The following is an 18,684-nucleotide window of genomic DNA, read 5'->3' as shown; positions in this document are numbered from 1 at the left end:
GCCTGTGGCGCGTTACCGCCGGGAACGCGCCACAGGCGCACACCACCCGGTCACCGGAGGAGCCGTCGCTCCGCCGCCGAGGTCAGCGGTTGCGGACGGCGTAGGTGAGGGCGTCGACGAGGGCGTGCCAGGAGGCCTCGACGATGTTGTCGTGGACCCCGACGGTGGTCCACTCCCCCACCCCGTCGGTGCTGTCGATGAGCACCCGGGTCGTGGCGCTGGTGCCGCCCTTCCAGCCGAGGATGCGCACCTTGTAGTCGGCCAGCGAGACGTCGGCCAGCTGCGGGTACCGGCTGACCAGGGCCTGGCGCAGCGCGTTGTCCAGCGCGTTGACCGGGCCGTTGCCCTCGCCGGTGCTGATGACCCGCTCCCCGTCGACGTGCACCTTGACCGTGGCCTCGCTGACGACGACGCCGTTGCCCCAGTGCTCGACCGAGGTCCGGTAGCTCTCCAGGTCGAACAGCGGCGGCGGGGCGTCGGGCAGCTCGGCGCGCAGGAGCAGCTCGAAGGAGGCGTCGGCGGCCTCGAACGACCAGCCGTCGGCCTCCAGCACCTTGACCCGGTCGACGACCCGGCCGATGACGTCGGAGTGCCCGTCGAGGTCGACGCCGAGCTCGCGGCCCTTGAGCTCGACCGAGGCCCGGCCGGCCATCTCGGTGACCAGGATGCGCATGTCGTTGCCCACGACCGCCGGGTCGAGGTGGTTGTAGAGCTCGGGGCTGACCTTGATCGCGCTGGCGTGCAGGCCGGCCTTGTGCGCGAACGCCGAGGCGCCGACGTAGGGCTGGTGCTCGTCGGGGGCGATGTTGGCCAGCTCGGCGATGGCGTGGCTGACCCGCTGCAGCTCGGCCAGGCAACCCGCGGGGACCACCGGCAGGCCCATCTTGGTGACCAGGTTGGCGATCAGCGCGAAGGTGTCGGCGTTGCCGGCGCGCTCGCCGTAGCCGTTCGCCGTTCCCTGCACGTGGGTGACCCCGGCCTCCACCGCGGCCAGGGTGTTGGCGACCGCGCACCCGGTGTCGTCCTGGCAGTGGATACCGAGCTTCCCGTCGACCCGTGCCCGGACGTCGGCGACGACCCGCCCCACGCCCATCGGCAGCATCCCGCCGTTGGTGTCGCACATGACCCCGACCTCGGCGCCCGCGGCGAAGGCGGTCTCCAGCACCCGCACCCCGTAGTCCGGGTCGGCGGCGTACCCGTCGAAGAAGTGCTCGCAGTCGACGAACACGCGCCGGCCGTGGCCGACGAGGAACGCCACGGTGTCGCGCACCATGGCCAGGTTCTCCTCGAGGGTCGTCCGCAGGGCCTCGCGCACGTGCCGGACGTCGGACTTGGCGACCAGGCAGACCACCGGCGTCTCGGCGTCGAGGAGGGCCCGCACCTGGGCGTCGTCCTCGACCCGCACGCCGGCCTTGCGGGTGGAGCCGAACGCCACCAGGACGGCGTGGCGCAGCTTGAGCTCGGTGCGGGCGCGGGCGAAGAACTCGGTGTCCTTGGGCAGCGCGCCCGGCCAGCCGCCCTCGATATACCCGACGCCGATCTCGTCGAGCAGCCGGGCGACGGCCAGCTTGTCGGCGACGGAGTAGCTCACGCCCTCGCGCTGGGCGCCGTCGCGCAGCGTGGTGTCGAAGACGTGGAAGTCGGTCTCGGTGGCCATGACGAGCTCCTGGTCGGCGGGCGGGACCCGGCAAACAAAAAGACCCCCCGGGAACGGGAGGTCTGCGCGCAGTCCGGGGAGGTGGACTGCGCGCTAGGCGATGGTGATCGTGCCGGTGGGGTGCATCGCCTCCAGTAGACCACGCTCCCCGCCGTCCCCGGCACCGGGGACGGCGGGGACGGCCACCCTTCGGGGGCCCTCGCCGAGCCTGGTGAGAGAGAGGACACCCTTGCCCCCCACCGCTCGCGAGCTCCCGGCGGGGCCCTGCACGGGGGACCGGCTTCTCAGCCGCCGGCGAGCGCGCCGAGGCGGTCCCCGACCTCCTGGGTGCGGACGGGGGCCTCCGGGTCGCGGGTGGAGAGGTCGAAGGCGACCGCGGCGTTGACCTTCTTCGCCTGGTCGGCGTGGCCGAGGTGATCGAGCAGCAGGCCGACCGACAGCACCGTGGCGGTCGGGTCGGCGACGCCCGTGCCGGCGATGTCGGGGGCCGAGCCGTGCACCGGCTCGAACATGCTCGGGTTGGTGCCCGAGGCGTCGAGGTTGCCGCTGGCGGCCAGCCCGATGCCGCCGGTGACGGCCGCGGCCAGGTCGGTGACGATGTCGCCGAAGAGGTTGTCGGTGACGATGACGTCGAAGCGGCCGGGGTCGGTGACGAAGAACATCGAGGCGGCGTCGACGTGCTGGTAGGCGACGGTCACCTCGGGGAACTCCGCGGAGACCTCCTCGACCGTCCGCGACCACAGCGACCCGGCGTGGGTGAGCACGTTGGTCTTGTGGATCAGCGTGAGGTGCCGGCGCGGCCGGGCCAGCGCCCGCTCGAAGGCGTAGCGGACGACCCGCTCGACGCCGAACGCGGTGTTCAGGCTGACCTCGGTGGCGACCTCGTGCGGGGTGTCCTTGCGCAGGACGCCGCCGTTGCCCACGTAGGGCCCCTCGGTGCCCTCGCGCACGCACAGCATGTCGATGCCGCCGGGAGCCGCCAGGGGGCTGCGGACGCCGTCGAACAGCCGGGCCGGGCGGAGGTTGACGTGGTGGTCCAGCTCGAACCGCAGCCGCAGCAGCAGCCCGCGCTCGAGGATGCCCGGCGGGACGCTCGGGTCCCCGATGGCACCCAGCAGGATCGCGTCGTGCTGGCGCAGCTCGTCGAGCACCGTGTCCGGCAGCAGCTCGCCGGTGCGCTGCCAGCGCGACGCACCGAGGTCGTAGGGGGTGCTCTCGACGTCCGGGGCGACCGCGCGGAGGACCTTGAGGCCCTCGGCCACCACCTCCGGGCCGATGCCGTCTCCGGGGATCACTGCCAGGCGCATGGGATCCGACCCTAGGTCAGGCGGCGGTGAGGTCCGCCGAGCGGGCCTCCCGCGCGCCGATCCGGCCGGCGATGTCACCGAGCAGCTCGGCCGGGACCGGGCTGTCGACGGTCACCGCCATGAGCGCCTCGCCGCCGCGGGTCGTGCGGCTGACCTGCGCGCCGGCGATGTTGATGCCGGCCTCCCCCAGCGCGGCGCCGACCGTGCCGACGACGCCGGGCCGGTCGGTGTAGACGAAGAAGAGCAGGTAGCCCGAGGCGTCCAGGTCCATGTCGAAGCCGTGGACCTCCACCAGTTTCGGCACCTGGTTCTTGCCGAAGAGGGTGCCCGAGACGGTCACCTCGGTGCCGTCGGCCATCGCGCCGTGGACGCTGATCAGGTTGCGGTAGTCCGGGCTCTCCACGTCGCTGGTCAGCCCCACCTCGAGGCCGCGCTGCTCGGCGAACAGCGGGGCGTTGACGTAGGTGACCTGCTCCTCGACCACGTCGGAGAAGACGCCCTTCAGGACGGCGAGCTGGACGACCGAGTCGTCGAACTCTGCGATCTTGCCGCGCACGTCGACGGTGAGGGACTGGGCCAGCCCGCCGGCGACGGCGGTGAACACCCGGCCGAGCTTCTCGGCCAGCGGCAGGGCGGGGCGCACGTCCTCGGCGACGACCCCACCGGCCTGGACGTTCACCGCGTCCGGCACGAAGTCGCCCTGCAGCGCCAGCCGCACCGAGTGCGCCACCGCGGTGCCCGCCTTGTCCTGCGCCTCCGTCGTCGACGCGCCCAGGTGCGGGGTGACGACGGTGTTCGGCAGCCCGAACAGCGGGCTGTCGGTGCACGGCTCCTTGGCGTAGACGTCGATGCCCGCCCCGCCGACCTGGCCCGACGCCAGCGCCTCGGCCAGCGCCGCCTCGTCGACCAGCCCGCCGCGGGCGGCGTTGACGATGATCACGCCGCGCTTGGTGGTGGCCAGCTCGGCGGCGCCGATCAGGCCGAGGGTCTCCGGCGTCCTGGGCAGGTGGATCGTGATGAAGTCCGACTCGCGCAGCAGCTCCTCCAGCGACACCATGCGGACGCCGAGCCCTGCCGCGCGGCCGGGCTGGATGTAGGGGTCGTAGGCGATCAGCGTGACGTCGAAGGCGGCCAGCCGCTGCGCCACGAGCTGGCCGATCCGGCCCAGGCCGACCACGCCGACGACCTTGTCGGTGACCTCGACGCCGGTGAACGCCGAGCGCTTCCAGGTGCCCTGGCGCAGCGACGCGTCGGCGGCCGGGATGTGCCGGGCGGCGGCCAGCAGCAGCGCCACCGCGTGCTCGGCCGCGCTGACGATGTTCGACGTCGGCGCGTTGACGACCATCACGCCGCGCTCGGTCGCCGCGGCCACGTCGACGTTGTCCAGGCCGATGCCGGCGCGAGCGACGACCTTGAGGTTGGGCGCGGCGGCGAGCGCCTCGGCGTCGATCTGCGTGGCGCTGCGGATCATCACGGCGGAGGCGTCGGCCAGCGCCGGCAGCAGCGCGGCGCGGTCGGCGCCGTCCACGTGCCGGATCTCGACGTCGCGCCCCAGCACCTCCAGCACGCTGGGGGCGAGTTCCTCGGCGATCAGGACGACGGGCGCGGTCGCGGTCACGGGACCACAGCCTAGGGACGGCGGTCACCCCGGGGCCGACCAGCCCCTTCCTGCCACCGCCGACACCTCCCGCCGAAGGGGTGGGGTCGCTTGCCCGGGTGGGCAGCGGCCGACATCCTGGCCGCACGGCCGGGCGGACGTCCGGCCGTGGAGGTCGGCGGGGGCCGGCGCCGACGGAGGAGACCATGAGCACCCACGACGACGAGCACGGCTCCGGCACCGATCCGCGGTACCGGCCGCCGCAGCAGTACGGGCAGCCGCCGCAGCCCGCGGGCGGCGGACAGTCCGGCCAGCCGTACGGGAGCCAGCAGTACCAGCCGTCCCCCTACGGCCACGGCCAGCCGAGCCAGCCCGGCCAGCCGCAGCAGTACGGCCAGCCCGGCGGCTACGGCCAGTACGCACCGCCGGGCCAGTACGGGCAGTACGGGCAGTACGGGCAGACGGCGGTGCCGGCCCGGCCCACCCCGGTCGTGGTGGCCGCGGTGCTCGGCTTCGTCTTCGGTGCCTTCGGCGCGCTGGTGGCGTTCGGCCTGATCCTGGGCGGCGCGGTGGTCGGGACGATCCTCGAGGACCTGACCGCCAGCGACCCGGCCTTCGAGGACCTCGACACCAGCGGTGTGGACACCGGCCAGATCACCGGCGTGCTCGTCGCCCTGGGGGTCCTCGCGCTGGCCTGGACCGTGCTCGTGATCTGGGGCTCGGTGCGCGCGCTGACCGGTCGCGGCCGCGTGCTGCTGCTGGTGGGCGGCTCGATCGCCGTGGTCGCGACCGGGTTCTTCCTGATCGCCGTCCTCTCGGGGCTGTCGACGGGCGGGGTCGGCGGCGGTGAGGTGGTCTTCACGCTGCTGCTGTTCCTCGCCGCCCTGGCGATCGTCGTGCTGCTCTGCCTGCGGCCGGCCGCGCAGTTCTACGCCGCGCACCGCGCGCGGCGGGGTCGTTGACCGCGGGCGAGGGGCCCGGGGTGTCCCGGTTCGGTCGCCCGGTGCCGGCCGGCGGCGAGGGGCGCCCGCCGCACGTCGTGCTGGCGGCGGTCGCCGGCTTCGTCGAGGCGGTCCTGCTGATGATGGCCGCGTTGCTCTACTTCACGTACAGCGGGCTCGGCCCGTGGCTGGCGGCCTTCGGCGTGGTGTTCCTGGGTCTCGCGGTCGCCTGCGTCGTCGGCGGCGTCCTGGCGCTGCGCGGACGGACGCCGCGCGTCCTGCTCGTCGCCGGGGCGGCGTCCGCCGCGATCGCGCTCGTCCTCATCGCGATCTCGGTGGCCGGCGGGAGTGGCTTCGACGCGTTCTCCGCGTCGGTCGTGCTGCTCGGCGTGGCCGCCGTGGTCCTGCTGCTCCAGGCGCCGTCCCGCGAGTGGTACGCCGCGCGCCGCGGCGACCGGTCCCGGTAGGAGCGACGAGAGGCCCCCGCTGCCGGGCGGCAGCGGGGGCCTCTCGTGAGGTACGGGAGCGGCCACCCTCCAGGGACCCGCCGCCTGAGCCTTCGAGGCGTGGGCGGGAGGGTGGCCCTTCCATCAGCTCCGCGCGGCGGTGCCGGTGTAGTCGTCGGACGCCGACACCCAGCTCATCAGCCCGCGCAGCTTGCGCCCGGTCTCCTCGATCGGGTGCGCCTCGGCCTCGGCCCGGCGGCGCTTGAAGTCCGGCGCACCGGCGTCCTGGTCGGCGATGAACTCCGCGGCCCAGGAGCCGTCCTTGATGCGGGCCAGGACGTCCTTCATGGCGTCCTTGACGTGCTGGTCGATGATCTTCGGGCCCGAGGTGTAGTCGCCGTACTCGGCGGTGTCGGAGACCGACCAGCGCTGCTTGGCGATGCCGCCCTCGTACATGAGGTCGACGATCAGCTTCAACTCGTGCAGGCACTCGAAGTAGGCGATCTCGGGCTGGTAGCCGGCCTCGGTGAGGGTCTCGAACCCGGCGGTGATCAGCGCACTGGCGCCGCCGCAGAGCACGGCCTGCTCGCCGAACAGGTCGGTCTCGGTCTCCTCGGCGAAGGTCGTCCTGATGACGCCGGCGCGGGCACCGCCGATGGCCTTGGCGTAGGACAGCGCCAGCTGCAGCGCCTGGCCGCTGGCGTCCTGCTCCACGGCGACCAGCGCCGGCACGCCCTTGCCGTTCTCGAACTCACGACGCACCAGGTGGCCGGGGCCCTTGGGGGCGACCATGGCGACGTCGACGCCGGCCGGGGGCTTGATGTAGCCGAACCGGATGTTGAAGCCGTGGGCGAAGAACAGCGCGTCGCCGTCCTGCAGGTTCGGCTCGACCGACTCGGCGTACACCCTCCGCTGCACGTGGTCCGGGACGAGGATCATGATCAGGTCGGCCTCGGCGGCGGCCTCGGCCGGCGTCACGACCCGCAGGCCCTCGGCCTCGACCTTGGCGCGGCTCTTGCTGCCCTCGGGCAGGCCGACGCGAACGTCGACCCCCGAGTCGCGCAGCGACAGGGCGTGCGCGTGCCCCTGGCTGCCGTAGCCCAGGACGGCGACGGTGCGCCCCTGGATGATCGACAGGTCGGCGTCGTCGTCGTAGAAGATCTCGGCGGCCATGTGCTGTGCGGTTCCCTTCGGTGCAGTGGACGGGGGGGGGGGGGGGGGGGGGGGGGGGGGGGGGGGGGGGGGGGGGGGGGGGGGGGGGGGGGGGGGGGGGGGGGGGGGCGGGGGGCGCCGGGGGGGGGGGGGGGGGGGCGCCGCGCCCCCCCCCCCCCCCCCCCCGGAGGTTCGGCCCGGGGGTTCGGGGTTCAGGCGGTCCGCTCGACCGGGCGCAAGGTACCGGCGCCCGACATAGAGCGCGGACCCCGGCCCAGGGCGACCGTGCCCGACTGCGCCATCTCCTTGATCCCCAGCGGGGCGAGGACGGCGAGCAGGGCCTGGAGCTTGTCCGGCGTGCCGGTCGCCTCCAGGGTCACGGTGTCGGTGTTGACGTCGACGACGCGGGCGCGGAACAGCTCGGCGGTCTGCAGCACCTGCGTGCGGTCGGCCATGGGCGCGCGGACCTTGACCAGCAGCAGCTCGCGCTGGACGGCCGCGGCCGAGTCCAGTTCGACGATCTTGATGACCTCGATGAGCTTGTTCAGCTGCTTGGTGATCTGCTCCAGCGGCTGGCTCTCCGCGTCGACCACGATCGTCATCCGGGACAGGTCGGGGTTCTCCGTCGGCCCGACGGCCAGCGACTCGATGTTGAACGCGCGCCGGCTGAACAGCGCCGAGACGCGGGCCAGGACGCCGGGGTTGTTCTCCACGAGGACCGACAGGGTGTGGCGGCTCATGCCAACGTTCCTTTCAAGGCCATCCGGCTGGGCGGCCCCCGTTCAGGGGCCCGCCACGAGCGGAGCGAGGGGTGGGGGGAACGGGGTCCTTCGACTCACACCTGGTCGTCGCCGAAGACCGGGCGCAGGTCGCGCGCGGCCAGGATGTCGTCGTTGCTGGCGCCCGCGGCGACCATCGGCCACACCTGGGCGTCGGCGCCGACGATGAAGTCGATGACCACCGGCGCGTCGTTGATGGCCATGGCCTTCTCGATGACCGCGTCGACGTCGTCCTTGGACTCGCAGCGCAGGCCGACGCAGCCCAGCGCCTCGGCCAGCGCCACGAAGTCGGGGATGCGCACCGGCTTCGGCCGGCCCTCGGCGTCGACCGGGTGCAGCTTGGTGTTGGAGTAGCGGCCCTCGTAGAAGAGGGTCTGCCACTGCCGCACCATGCCGAGGTTGCCGTTGTTGATCAGGGCGACCTTGATCGGGATGCCCTCGATGGCGCAGGTGGCCAGCTCCTGGTTGGTCATCTGGAAGCAGCCGTCGCCGTCGATGGCCCAGACGGTGGTGTCGGGGCAGCCGTACTTGGCGCCCATGGCGGCGGGGACGGCGTAGCCCATCGTCCCGAGACCGCCGCTGTTGAGCCAGGTGCCCGGCTTCTCGTACCTGATGAACTGGGCGGCCCACATCTGGTGCTGGCCGACGCCGGACGCGTAGATGGCGTCGGGCCCGGCGAGGGCGCCGAGCCGCTCGATGACGTACTGCGGGGACAGCGTGCCGTCCTCGGGCCAGTCGTAGCCCAGCGGGTAGGTCTGCCGCCAGCGGTCCAGCTGCGCCCACCAGGCAGACAGGTCCGGCGTGCGGCCGGCCTCGCGCTCGGCCCGCACCGCCGGGATGAGCTCGGCGATGGTCTCCCGCGCGTCGCCGACGATCGGGACGTCGGCCTTGCGGTTCTTGCCGATCTCGGCCGGGTCGATGTCGGCGTGCACCACCTGCGCGTGCGGCGCGAACGTCGAGAGCTGGCCGGTGACCCGGTCGTCGAACCGGGCGCCGAGGGCGACGATCAGGTCGGCCTTCTGCAGCGCGGTGACCGCGGTGACGTTGCCGTGCATGCCCGGCATGCCCAGGTTCTGCGGGTGGCTGTCGGGGAAGGCGCCGCGCGCCATCAGCGTGGTGACGACGGGCGCGCCGGTGAGCTCGACCAGCTCGGCCAGCTCCGTGGTGGCCTGTGCCTTGAGCACGCCGCCGCCGACGTAGAGCACCGGACGGCGGGCGGCGGCGATCAGCGCGGCGGCCTCGCGCACCTGCTTGCCGTGCGGGCGGGTGGTCGGCTTGTAGCCGGGCAGGTCCAGCCGCGGCGGCCAGGAGAAGTCGGTCGTCGCCTGCAGGACGTCCTTGGGGATGTCGACCAGCACCGGGCCGGGCCGGCCGGTGGCGGCCAGGTGGAAGGCCTCGGCGATCCGCTGCGGGATCTGCCGGGCGTCGGTCACCAGGAAGTTGTGCTTGGTGATCGGCATCGTGATGCCGCGGATGTCCGCCTCCTGGAAGGCGTCGGTGCCGATCGCGGCCGTCGGCACCTGGCCGGTGATGGCGACCATCGGCACCGAGTCCATGTAGGCGTCGGCCAGCGGGGTGACCAGGTTGGTGGCGCCCGGGCCGGAGGTGGCCATGCAGACGCCGACCTTGCCGGTGGCCTGCGCGTAGCCCTGCGCGGCGTGCCCGGCGCCCTGCTCGTGGCGGACCAGCACGTGGCGGACCCGCGAGTCGAACAGCGGGTCGTAGGCGGGCAGGATCGCCCCGCCCGGGATGCCGAAGACGACCTCGACGCCGACCGCCTCGAGCGACCGCACGAGGCTCTGCGCCCCGGTGATGCCGCTGAGCGGCTCGGCGGCGGCCTCCTCGACCGAGCGGGCGGCCGTCTCGACCCCGGTCAGTGCCTCGGCGGCCTCACGGGTGGCGGACCCACCCGGGGTGGTGCTGGTCATGGCGTCTCCTGGCGGTGCCTGTGTCATGGCCTTGCTCTCTGCGGGGCGCCCCGGGGAGGGGCCGTGCGGTGTGCGGCGCGGGTGCCTGCGGCGCGGGCCGGCGGCCGTCGGTGGTGAGGTCGGGGCCCGCAAACGAAAGACCCCCCGTGCCTGCGGGCACAGAGGGGTCAGCGCGTCGGTCGGGAGGGACCGACGCGCTAGGCGACTACGAGGAGCAGGCAAGCCGGGCGCACGGGGCCACTGTGCGCCTCGACGCGGCCGGTCGTCAACCAAGCCGTCCCATTGCGTGGGACCGCGTGTCGTCAGACGTGGGACGCGAGCTCCGCGCCGTCCAGCACGCCGGAGACCGGTGCGGCGAGCACCGCGGGCAGCTCGGCGGCGGGGACGGGGCGGCCGAGCAGGTAGCCCTGCAGGAACCGGCAGCCCAGCCGGCGCAGCGCGGCGAGCTGTCCGGGGGTCTCCACGCCCTCGGCGACGACGTCCATGCCCAGGGTCCGGCCGAGCTCCACGACGCTGGCCACGACGGCCGCGGTGCGCGGGTCGTCCTCGATGCGGGCCACGAAGTCGCGGTCCATCTTGAGCACGTCGACGGGCAGCCGGGACAGCCGGGCGAGGGTGGAGTGGCCCTTGCCGAAGTCGTCGATCGAGATGACGCAGCCGGAGTCGCGGAGCGCGGCCAGCTCCTGCTCGACCCGGTCCTCGGCGTCGACGAGCACCGACTCGGTGATCTCCAGCATCAGCCGGGCGGCCGGGACGCCGGAGGCCGTCAGTGCCCGGGCGACGTCGGCGGCCAGGCAGCCGGCCTGCAGGTGCCGGACGGAGACGTTCACGCCGAGCTGGAGGTCGTGCCCCTCGGCGAGCAGGGGGGCCAGGGCCGCGGTCGCGGCGCCGAGCACCCAGCGCTGCAGCGGCACGATGAGGCCCTCGTCCTCGGCCACGCCGACGAACTCCTCCGGCGGGACGTCGCCCAGCACCGGGTGCCGCCAGCGCACCAGTGCCTCGAGCCCGAGCACGCGACCCTCGTCCACGCCCACGACGGGTTGCAGGACCAGCGACAGGCCGCCGTCGGCGATGGCGTCGGGCAGCTCGCGGGCCAGCCGGGCGCGCCGGTCGACCACCCGGTCGAGCGCCTCGCCGGTGGTCCGGACGCAGTTCTTGCCGGCTGCCTTGGCCGCGCGCAGCGCCAGGTCGGCCCGGCGCACGGCCTCGGCGGGGTCCCCGCCGGCGCGCAGCTCGGCCACGCCGACGCTGCCGGAGATCGGCAGGACCAGCCCGCCGCGGGCGCTGCCGTCGGGGGCCGGCGGCCGGTGGTCGCGGTCGAGCAGCACGACCAGGCGCTCGGCCAGCACGGTGGCCTCCGCCCGGCCGGCCCGTACCAGGACGGCGAACTCGTCACCGCCGAGCCGGGCGACGACGTCGTCCTCCCGCGCGGCCGCGCGCAGGGTCTCGGCCACCTCGCAGAGCAGCCGGTCACCGGCGTCGTGCCCGGCGACGTCGTTGACCGCCTTGAAGCCGTCCAGGTCGACCAGCAGCAGGCAGCCGGGGGCGGCGCCGTCGGACACCTCGTCGAGGGCGGCCATGAAACGGGCGCGGTTGGGCAGCCCGGTGAGGAAGTCGGTGTAGGCCATCCGCTCCAGCTCGCGCTGGCTGCTGCTGCGGTCGGTGACGTCGCGCAGGTGCAGGACCAGCCCCCCGCGGGCGGCGGGCCCGGACACCCCCGCCGGGGCCGCTCCGGCCCGGGCGGCGCCGGTGACGTCGACGTCGCGCCGGTCCCCGGTCCGGGTCCTCAGCCGCACGGTCGCGGGCAGCACGCCCACGGTGGTGCCGCCGCGCACGGCCTGCGCCACCCGGGCCACCAGGTCGCGGTCGCCGTCGTCCAGCAGCTCGGCGAGCGGCCGCCCGGTGAGCTCGCGGTCGGTCCAGCCCAGCTGGGCCTCCACGGCGCCCGAGGCCCAGCCGATCCGGCCGGTGCCGTCGAGCACGAGGGTGACCGCGTCGCCGCTGTGCACCAGGGCGCGGAAGTAGCCCTCGGTCCGCAGCAGGCGTCGGGTGAGCCGGTGGCCGTCGGCCGCCCAGAGGACCATGCGCAGGGCGGTGAGGACGACGAGGGCCGCTCCCGCGGCGGCCTCGGCCGGCGCGATCGGCCGGCCGAGCAGGACGCTGAGGACGAGCACCAGCTGGACGGCGTAGGCAGCGGCCGACGCGAGCACGACACCGCGCAGCGGGACGGCGGGCTGATCGTGGTCGGGCGCTGCCGGGTCCCCGCGGTCGGCCCGCACGCCCAACACCACGGCGGCGAGCATGGCCACCCAGGCCTGATCGGTGACGACGACGGTCGCGGTGCTGCCGACGGTGTGGCCCAGAGCGCCGCTCACCGCGACGACGGCCATCGCGACGTAGGTGAGCAGCAGCCAGCCGGCCGCACGTCGGCGGGCGCGGCGGACCGCGGTGACGGTGACCAGCCCGACGCCGCACAGCAGCGCGCCCGCGGCCGGGTAGCCGACCGAGATCAGCCCGTCGGCCGCGCTCTCCACCTCGGAGAGCCGGTCGGCCAGGAGCACGTGGCCGACGACCCCGACGGCCAGGGTGAGGATCGCGCCGTCGAGCAGCACCCGGGACCCCAGCCGGCGGGACGACCGCGCGGGCAGCAGCCGGACGGCCGCCACGACGGCCACCGGCACGGCCGCGAGCATCGGCACGTCCTCGACGCCTCCGGAGCCGAGGTCGCCCCCGGCGCGCACCGCCGTGATGCCCTGTCCCACCGCGAGCAGCGCCGCGGCGAGCGCGAGCGCGCGCCAGGGCGCCCCGGACGGGCCGGACAGCCGGGTCGCGGCCCGGCCGACCACGGAGGCCGTCGCGCCCGAGGCGAGCGCCAGGCAGGCGTGGACGAGGACCGCCCTCAGCGGGTGACCGGTCAGCTCCAGGGACGCGGTGACGACGGCGAGCAGGCCGAGCAGCGCCAGCACGGGGACGGCCCGGACGGCGGGCATCAGTGGGACCCCACGAGGCCCGGCCACAGCTGGCCGGCCCCGTCCCCGAGCACGTCGACGAGGTCCTGCGGGCGCATCGGGCGGGCCAGCAGGAAGCCCTGCGCGAAGCCGCAGCCCGCAGCGCGCAGCGAGCCGAGCTGCGCCGGCGTCTCCACGCCCTCGGCCACGACGTCCATGCCCAGCGCGGCGGCGATCCCGACGACCGACTCGCACAGCGCACGCGCCTTCGGGTCGCGGTCCACCCGGAGCACGAACGTGTGGTCGAGCTTGAGCACGTCGATCGGCAGCCGGGTCAGGTGCGCCAGCGAGGAGCGACCGGTGCCGAAGTCGTCGAGCGCCACGTGCACGCCCATGAGCCGCAGCGCCTCCATGTCGACGGCCACGTGCTCGCCCTCGGACATCAGGGTCGCCTCGGTGATCTCCAGGATCAGCCGCTCCGGCGCCAGCCCGGTCGACTGCAGCACCGCGGCGACGTCGCGGACCAGGGTCCGGGCAGAGACGTGCGAGGCGGAGATGTTCACGCCCAGCCGCAGCGGCGTGCCGGCGTGCGGCAGGGTCAGCACGACCGCGGCGGCGTGCTCCAGCGCCCACCGCTGCAGCTCCCCGATGACCCCGGCGCGCTCGGCGATCGGCACGAACTCCGCCGGGGGCACCTCGCCGAACACGGGGTGCTGCCAGCGCAGCAGCGCCTCCACGCCGGTCGCCCGCTGCTCCGCGAGGGAGACCACCGGCTGGAAGAGCACCGACAGCTCGCCGCGCTCCCAGGCGCCCGGCAGGTCCTCGCGCAGGCGGGCCCGCCGGTCGGCGGCGCTGCCGAGGGCCGGCCGGTACCGCTGCGCGGTCCCCGGGCCGGCGGCCGTCGCCGCGCGGACGGCGAGCTCGGCGCGGGTCAGCAGGTCGGGCACCGACTCCGCGGAGCCGAGGTCGACGACGCCGATGGCGGCGCTGAGGTCGAAGACGCCGGCGCTGGTGTCCAGCGGCTGCTCGATCACCGACAGGCAGCGGTCGGCCAGCAGGTCCACCGCCTGCGGCGTGCCATCGGCGAGGACGGCGAAGGCCCCGCCACCCACCCGGCTGACGGGGTCGGAGCCGCGCACGGTGGCCCGCAGCCGCCGCCCGACCTCGACCAGCACCTCGGGGACGACGTCGCGGCCGGCGTCCTCGCGCACCTCGTCCAGGCCGTGGAGCTCGATGAGCAGCAGGCTGCCGCAGGCCGGCCCGCCGGAGGCCAGCGCCTGCTCGAGCCGGCGCTCGCAGCCGGCCCGGTTGGGCAGCCCGGTGACGGGGTCGGTGAACGCGACCTGCTCGAGCGTCTCCTCCCGCGCGACCCGCTCGGTCGTGTCGCGGCAGTGCAGGACGACGGCGCCCACGACCGCGTCCGAGCGCAGGTCCGAGATGCCGGCCTCCAGGTGCCGCCAGCTGCCGTCGGCGTGCCGCAGCCGGAGCTGCAGCACGCCGGCCGGCGCGGCGGACCCGGCCGCGGGCTGCAGCGCCCGGGCGAGGGGCGAGGCGTCGTCGGGGTGCACCAGCTCGCGCAGGTCGGCGCCCACGGGAACGGCCCCGGCGTCGCCGAGCGTCGTCCCCAGGCTGGGTGAGGACCAGGTCACCCGCAGACCGCCGTCGAGGATGAGGACGGCGTCGCTGCTGGCGGCGACGAGGGAGCGGAAGTAGGCCTCGCTGCGCCGCAGCCGGGCGCCGAGGTGCTGTTCCTCGCGGGCGGTGAGCCAGCGGTGCAGCACGGCCAGCACCGCGCACAGCGAGCCGCCGACGGCGATCACCGGGTTGATCCGGTGCCCGGTGAGCGACACCGCGGCGGCGCCGAAGCAGGCGACGGTCATCGCCAGGTGCGGCAGCAGCTGGCGCAGGAGCGTCGACCGGCCGGTGCGCGGGTGCCGGCGGACGTCGGGGCACGGGCCCGGGTCGAGCAGGGCCGCGGCGCCGAGCAGCACCAGCCCCGCGGCGACGAGGAAGCGGCCGACGTCGCCGACGGCCTGCTCCCCGAGCAGGGTCGACGAGGTGCCCAGCGCCCGGCCGGGGGCCAGCAGCGTGGTGGCCGCAAGGAGGACGAGCGCCACGTGCTGGCGGCGGCTCTCGATGACGCCGAGGAGCAGGACGGCGGCGGCCACGGTGGCCGAGGTGACGACGACGGCCGCGGCGAGGACGGCGCGCCCGGTCGGCGTGAGGTCCAGCCAGCTGAGGTCGGGGCCGAGCACGAGCACCTGCACGACGAGCACGCAGGCGGTGAGGAAGAGGGCGAGCTCGACGGCCGGGCGTGCTCCGCCCCGCAGCCGCGCGGGCGGCACGAGGGTGAGGATGGCGACGACGGCGATGACGTAGCCGGGGACGGTGGGCAGCCAGCGGACGGCGGCCTGCTCCAGCGGCGAGTCCGGCGCCGCGACCGTGACCGCGACCAGGCCCAGCACCGGCATCAGCGGGGCGAGGGCGAACAGCCGCCAGCCCCGCCACCCGGAGGGCCCGGACCGTCCCGCGATCCACAGCACGGCGGCGGTGGCGACGCCGAGCGCGGCGAGCGCGAGGTCCCCGAGGTACCCCGGGCCGGGCGTGCCGGCGCACACCGCGCAGGCGACGCCCACGGGCACGGTGCTCCCGAGGAGCCACCACCGCAGCTTGTCCACACCTGCTCAGTCGGCAGGTGGCCGGGGTTCCGACACCCGCGGAGCCCCGGCCCTCACCCCTCCGGGGGACGGCCCCGCGGCCGGCCCCCCTCGCAGGGGCGGGCGCGGGGGTCCGCTGCTAGCCGCAGACCGCGCCCTGGGCCGCCGAGCTCACCAGCTTGGCGTACTTGCCGAGGACGCCGGTGGTGTAGCGCGGGGCCAGCGGCCGCCAGTCCTGCCGCCGGCGGGCGAGCTCGTCGTCGTCCACCAGCAGGTCGAGGGTGCGGGTGGTGAGGTCCAGCCGGATCCGGTCGCCGTCCTGCACGAAGGCGATGGGGCCGCCGTCGGTGGCCTCGGGCGCGACGTGGCCGACGCACAGGCCCGTCGTCCCGCCGGAGAACCGGCCGTCGGTGAGCAGCAGGACGTCCTTGCCCAGGCCCGCACCCTTGATGGCACCGGTGACGGCGAGCATCTCGCGCATGCCCGGCCCGCCCCGGGGACCCTCGTAGCGGATCACCACGACGTCGCCGGCCTGCAGCGTGCCCTCGGTGACGGCGTCCATCGCGCCCTGCTCCCCGTCGAAGACGCGGGCGGTGCCCTCGAAGACGTCGGCGTCGAAGCCCGCGGACTTCACGACCGCGCCGTCCGGGGACAGCGAGCCGCGCAGGATGGTCAGCCCGCCGGTCCTGTGGATCGGGTCGCTCATCGCGTGGACGATCGTGCCGTCCAGGTCCGGCGGGGAGATCTCGGCCAGGTTCTCCGCCATCGTCTTTCCGGTCACGGTGAGGACGTCGCCGTGCAGCAGGCCGGCGTCGAGCAGGGCGCGGAGCACCACCGGGACGCCGCCGACGCGGTCGATGTCGGTCATGACGAACCGGCCGAACGGCTTGACGTCGGCCAGGTGCGGCGTGCGGTCGCCGATCCGGTTGAAGTCGTCGAGGGTCAGGTCGACCTGCGCCTCGTGCGCGATGGCCAGCAGGTGCAGGACGGCGTTGGTGGAGCCGCCGAGCGCCATGACGACCGTGATCGCGTTCTCGAAGGCCTTCCTCGTCATGATCTGGCGGGCGGTGATGCCCTGCCGCAGCAGGTTGACCACGGCCTCGCCGGAGGCGATCGCGATGGCGTCGCGGCGGCTGTCGGGAGCGGGCGGCGCGGCGCTGCCGGGCAGCGCCATCCCCAGCGCCTCCGCGACGCTGGCCATCGTGTTGGCGGTGTACATGCCGCCGCAGGAGCCCTCGCCCGGGCAGGCCGCCTTCTCGATGGCGTCGAGGTCCTCGCGGCTGATCAGCCCGCGCGCGCAGGCGCCGACGCCCTCGAAGACGTCGATGATCGTCAGGTTGTCCCGGTCGCCGAGCCGTCCCGGCAGGATCGAGCCGGAGTAGACGAAGACGCTGGCCAGGTCGAGCCGGGCGGCGGCCATGAGCATGCCGGGCAGGGACTTGTCGCAGCCGGCCAGCAGCACCGAGCCGTCGAGCCGCTCGGCGAACATCACCGTCTCGACCGAGTCGGCGATGACCTCCCGGGAGACCAGCGAGGCGCGCATCCCCTCGTGGCCCATCGAGATGCCGTCGGAGACGGAGATGGTGCCGAACTCCAGCGGGTAGCCGCCGGCGGCGTGCACGCCCTCCTTGGCCCGCTTGGCCAGCCGGTCCAGCGAGAGGTTGCAGGGGGTGATCTCGTTCCACGACGAGGCGACGCCGATCTGCGGCTTCTCCCAGTCGTCGTCGCCCATCCCGACCGCGCGGAGCATCGCCCGCGCCGGGGCCCGGGTGATGCCGTCGGTCACCTCGCGGCTGCGGGGCTTGACGTCGGCGGTGGTGGTGCGGGGGTCCTCGACGGTCGTCACTCGTTCTCCTCGCTGGCGCTGGTCGACCTCGTGCCGACTCGTCGTGCTCTGTCGCTGCGCGAGCTGGCGGGCTCCCGCACGTCACAGCAGCGTAGGCCGGTCGGCCGGGTGGCCCCAGAGACGACTGATACTGGTACCGACACCACCACCGAGACCCTCCCGGAGTCCGCCGTGCCCCCCAGCGCCACCGCCCGCCGCGAGCTCGCGGAGTTCCTGCGGTCGCGGCGCCGCCAGGTCGACCCCCGGGTCGCGGGGCTCCCGTCGGGGGGTCCGCGGCGGACGCCGGGCCTGCGCCGCGAGGAGGTCGCGCTGCTCTCCGGGGTGAGCCACACCTGGTACACGTGGCTGGAGCAGGGCCGCGACATCCGCCCGTCGCGGCAGGTGGTCGACGCGCTGGCGCGCACGCTGCGGATGTCGCCGGCCGAGCACGAGTACGTGCTGCGGCTGACCGGGCACGGCGGCGTCGCCCCCGCCTGTGCGGCCGACGAGCTGCCCGCGCACGTGCAGCGGCTGCTCGACGCGCTGGGGCCCTCTCCCGCCTACGCGATCACGGCCGGCTGGACGATCGTCGGCTGGAACCGCGCCTACGAGCGGCTCTACCCCGGCGTGGCCGCCGTCCCCGCGGCCGAGCGCAACCTGCTCTGGCTGGTCTTCACCGATCCGGCCGTCCGGGGCCTGCTCGGCGACTGGACCACCGACAGCCGCCGCTTCCTCACCCAGTTCCGCGCCGAGGTCGGCCCGCGGCTGGCCGACCCGGAGGTGGTCGACCTGGTGGCCCGGCTGGAGGCGGCCAGCCCGCACTTCCGCGCCGGCTGGGCCAGCCACGACGTCGACCGGTTCAGCTCCTCGGAGCGGCGCTTCGAGCACCCGCGGGTCGGGACGCTGCTGCTCGAGCACCACCAGCTCACCCCGGCCGACGCCCCGGGCCTGCAGCTGGTCGTCTACACCGCCGCGGAGGGCGGCGACGCGGCCGACCGGCTGGCGCGGCTGTCGGCCTGATCCGGCCTGATCCGGTCTGGGAGGATGTCCGGACGTGGCGACGGCGAGCTTCCGGATGAGCCGGGTCGCGCTGCTGCCGGTGCTCGTCCTGGCCGTCTGCACCGTGCCCCTGGCCTCCGCCGCGGTGTGGACGCCGGTGTTCCTGCTCGTCCCCGTCGTGGCCGCGGCCTGGGTGCTGCGGGTCGGGGTGGACGTCGGCGACGGCGGCGTCACCGTCCGCTCCCTGGCCGCTGCCCGGTCCGTGCCGTGGACCGAGGTGGCGGGGATCCGCGTGGCCGAGCGGGGCGACCTGTGGCTGGTGACGACCCGCGGCACCGAGCTGCGGCTGCCGGTCCTGCGCGCCCGCGACCTGCCCCGCCTGGCCGCCGTCTCCGGTGGCCGCATCGCCGCACCCGGCCCCGCCTGATGCGGCCGCGCTCCCGGCCCC

General features: G+C 75.0%; 13 protein-coding genes. 4 read left to right on the top strand and 9 right to left on the bottom strand.

What is annotated here, in order from left to right; all coding sequences use genetic code 11:
• Positions 1 to 82 precede the first annotated feature (82 nt).
• From cimA to serA, 3 genes are all read right to left on the bottom strand, one after another.
• Positions 83 to 1,657, bottom strand: coding sequence for a citramalate synthase (cimA, locus tag ACI78Z_RS11250; protein WP_457036618.1), 1,575 nt, complete (start codon positions 1,655 to 1,657; stop codon positions 83 to 85).
• Positions 1,658 to 1,941: 284 nt separating this feature from the next.
• Positions 1,942 to 2,964 (bottom strand): 3-isopropylmalate dehydrogenase, encoded by a 1,023-nt coding sequence (locus tag ACI78Z_RS11245; protein WP_457036617.1) that lies wholly within the window; start codon positions 2,962 to 2,964, stop codon positions 1,942 to 1,944.
• Positions 2,965 to 2,980: 16 nt separating this feature from the next.
• Positions 2,981 to 4,582 (bottom strand): phosphoglycerate dehydrogenase, encoded by a 1,602-nt coding sequence (serA, locus tag ACI78Z_RS11240; protein WP_457036616.1) that lies wholly within the window; start codon positions 4,580 to 4,582, stop codon positions 2,981 to 2,983.
• 185 nt (positions 4,583 to 4,767) lie between these two features.
• Between serA and ACI78Z_RS11235 the strand changes: the two genes are divergently transcribed.
• Positions 4,768 to 5,523, top strand: a complete 756-nt coding sequence (locus ACI78Z_RS11235; RefSeq protein ID WP_457036615.1) for a hypothetical protein — start codon at positions 4,768 to 4,770, stop codon at positions 5,521 to 5,523.
• A 20-nt stretch (positions 5,524 to 5,543) separates the two neighbouring features.
• The gene (locus ACI78Z_RS11230) at positions 5,544 to 5,969 is read left to right on the top strand and encodes a hypothetical protein (RefSeq protein ID WP_457036614.1); all 426 of its coding nucleotides are present in this window, start codon (positions 5,544 to 5,546) and stop codon (positions 5,967 to 5,969) included.
• A gap of 123 nt (positions 5,970 to 6,092) precedes the next feature.
• Here ACI78Z_RS11230 and ilvC read toward each other — a convergent pair whose 3' ends face one another.
• From ilvC to ilvD, 6 genes are all read right to left on the bottom strand, one after another.
• A complete protein-coding gene (gene ilvC, locus ACI78Z_RS11225) occupies positions 6,093 to 7,121 on the bottom strand; it encodes a ketol-acid reductoisomerase (protein ID WP_457036613.1) in 1,029 nt (342 codons plus the stop codon).
• Positions 7,122 to 7,312: 191 nt separating this feature from the next.
• Positions 7,313 to 7,840: an acetolactate synthase small subunit gene (ilvN, locus tag ACI78Z_RS11220; protein WP_457036612.1), complete on the bottom strand. Its 528-nt coding sequence runs from the start codon at positions 7,838 to 7,840 to the stop codon at positions 7,313 to 7,315.
• Between the two features lie 95 nt (positions 7,841 to 7,935).
• Entirely contained in the window at positions 7,936 to 9,807 is a 1,872-nt protein-coding gene (locus ACI78Z_RS11215; RefSeq protein WP_457036611.1) for an acetolactate synthase large subunit, read from the bottom strand.
• A gap of 302 nt (positions 9,808 to 10,109) precedes the next feature.
• Positions 10,110 to 12,797: a putative bifunctional diguanylate cyclase/phosphodiesterase gene (locus ACI78Z_RS11210; RefSeq protein WP_457036610.1), complete on the bottom strand. Its 2,688-nt coding sequence runs from the start codon at positions 12,795 to 12,797 to the stop codon at positions 10,110 to 10,112.
• Positions 12,797 to 15,433 (bottom strand): putative bifunctional diguanylate cyclase/phosphodiesterase, encoded by a 2,637-nt coding sequence (locus ACI78Z_RS11205; protein ID WP_457036609.1) that lies wholly within the window; start codon positions 15,431 to 15,433, stop codon positions 12,797 to 12,799. The genes ACI78Z_RS11210 and ACI78Z_RS11205 overlap by 1 nt, the downstream gene beginning before the upstream one ends.
• 118 nt (positions 15,434 to 15,551) lie before the next feature.
• A complete protein-coding gene (ilvD, locus tag ACI78Z_RS11200) occupies positions 15,552 to 17,258 on the bottom strand; it encodes a dihydroxy-acid dehydratase (RefSeq protein WP_457036608.1) in 1,707 nt (568 codons plus the stop codon).
• 171 nt (positions 17,259 to 17,429) lie between these two features.
• Between ilvD and ACI78Z_RS11195 the strand changes: the two genes are divergently transcribed.
• Positions 17,430 to 18,257 (top strand): helix-turn-helix transcriptional regulator, encoded by an 828-nt coding sequence (locus ACI78Z_RS11195; RefSeq protein ID WP_457036607.1) that lies wholly within the window; start codon positions 17,430 to 17,432, stop codon positions 18,255 to 18,257.
• A gap of 34 nt (positions 18,258 to 18,291) precedes the next feature.
• The gene (locus ACI78Z_RS11190; protein WP_457036606.1) at positions 18,292 to 18,663 is read left to right on the top strand and encodes a PH domain-containing protein; all 372 of its coding nucleotides are present in this window, start codon (positions 18,292 to 18,294) and stop codon (positions 18,661 to 18,663) included.
• Positions 18,664 to 18,684: the final 21 nt, after the last annotated feature.

The organism is Geodermatophilus sp. SYSU D01176, from assembly GCF_054050015.1.
This window is presented reverse-complemented; position numbering and strand designations above follow the sequence as displayed.

What these genes read in the sequence shown, in the direction of transcription:
- cimA (WP_457036618.1), bottom strand. Translation starts at nt 1,657, where the DNA reads ATGGCCACCGAGACCGACTTCCACGTCTTCGACACCACGCTGCGCGAC.
- ACI78Z_RS11245 (WP_457036617.1), bottom strand. Translation starts at nt 2,964, where the DNA reads ATGCGCCTGGCAGTGATCCCCGGAGACGGCATCGGCCCGGAGGTGGTG.
- ACI78Z_RS11235 (WP_457036615.1), top strand. Translation starts at nt 4,768, where the DNA reads ATGAGCACCCACGACGACGAGCACGGCTCCGGCACCGATCCGCGGTAC.
- ilvC (WP_457036613.1), bottom strand. Translation starts at nt 7,121, where the DNA reads ATGGCCGCCGAGATCTTCTACGACGACGACGCCGACCTGTCGATCATC.
- ilvN (WP_457036612.1), bottom strand. Translation starts at nt 7,840, where the DNA reads ATGAGCCGCCACACCCTGTCGGTCCTCGTGGAGAACAACCCCGGCGTC.
- ACI78Z_RS11215 (WP_457036611.1), bottom strand. Translation starts at nt 9,807, where the DNA reads ATGACCAGCACCACCCCGGGTGGGTCCGCCACCCGTGAGGCCGCCGAG.
- ACI78Z_RS11210 (WP_457036610.1), bottom strand. Translation starts at nt 12,797, where the DNA reads ATGCCCGCCGTCCGGGCCGTCCCCGTGCTGGCGCTGCTCGGCCTGCTC.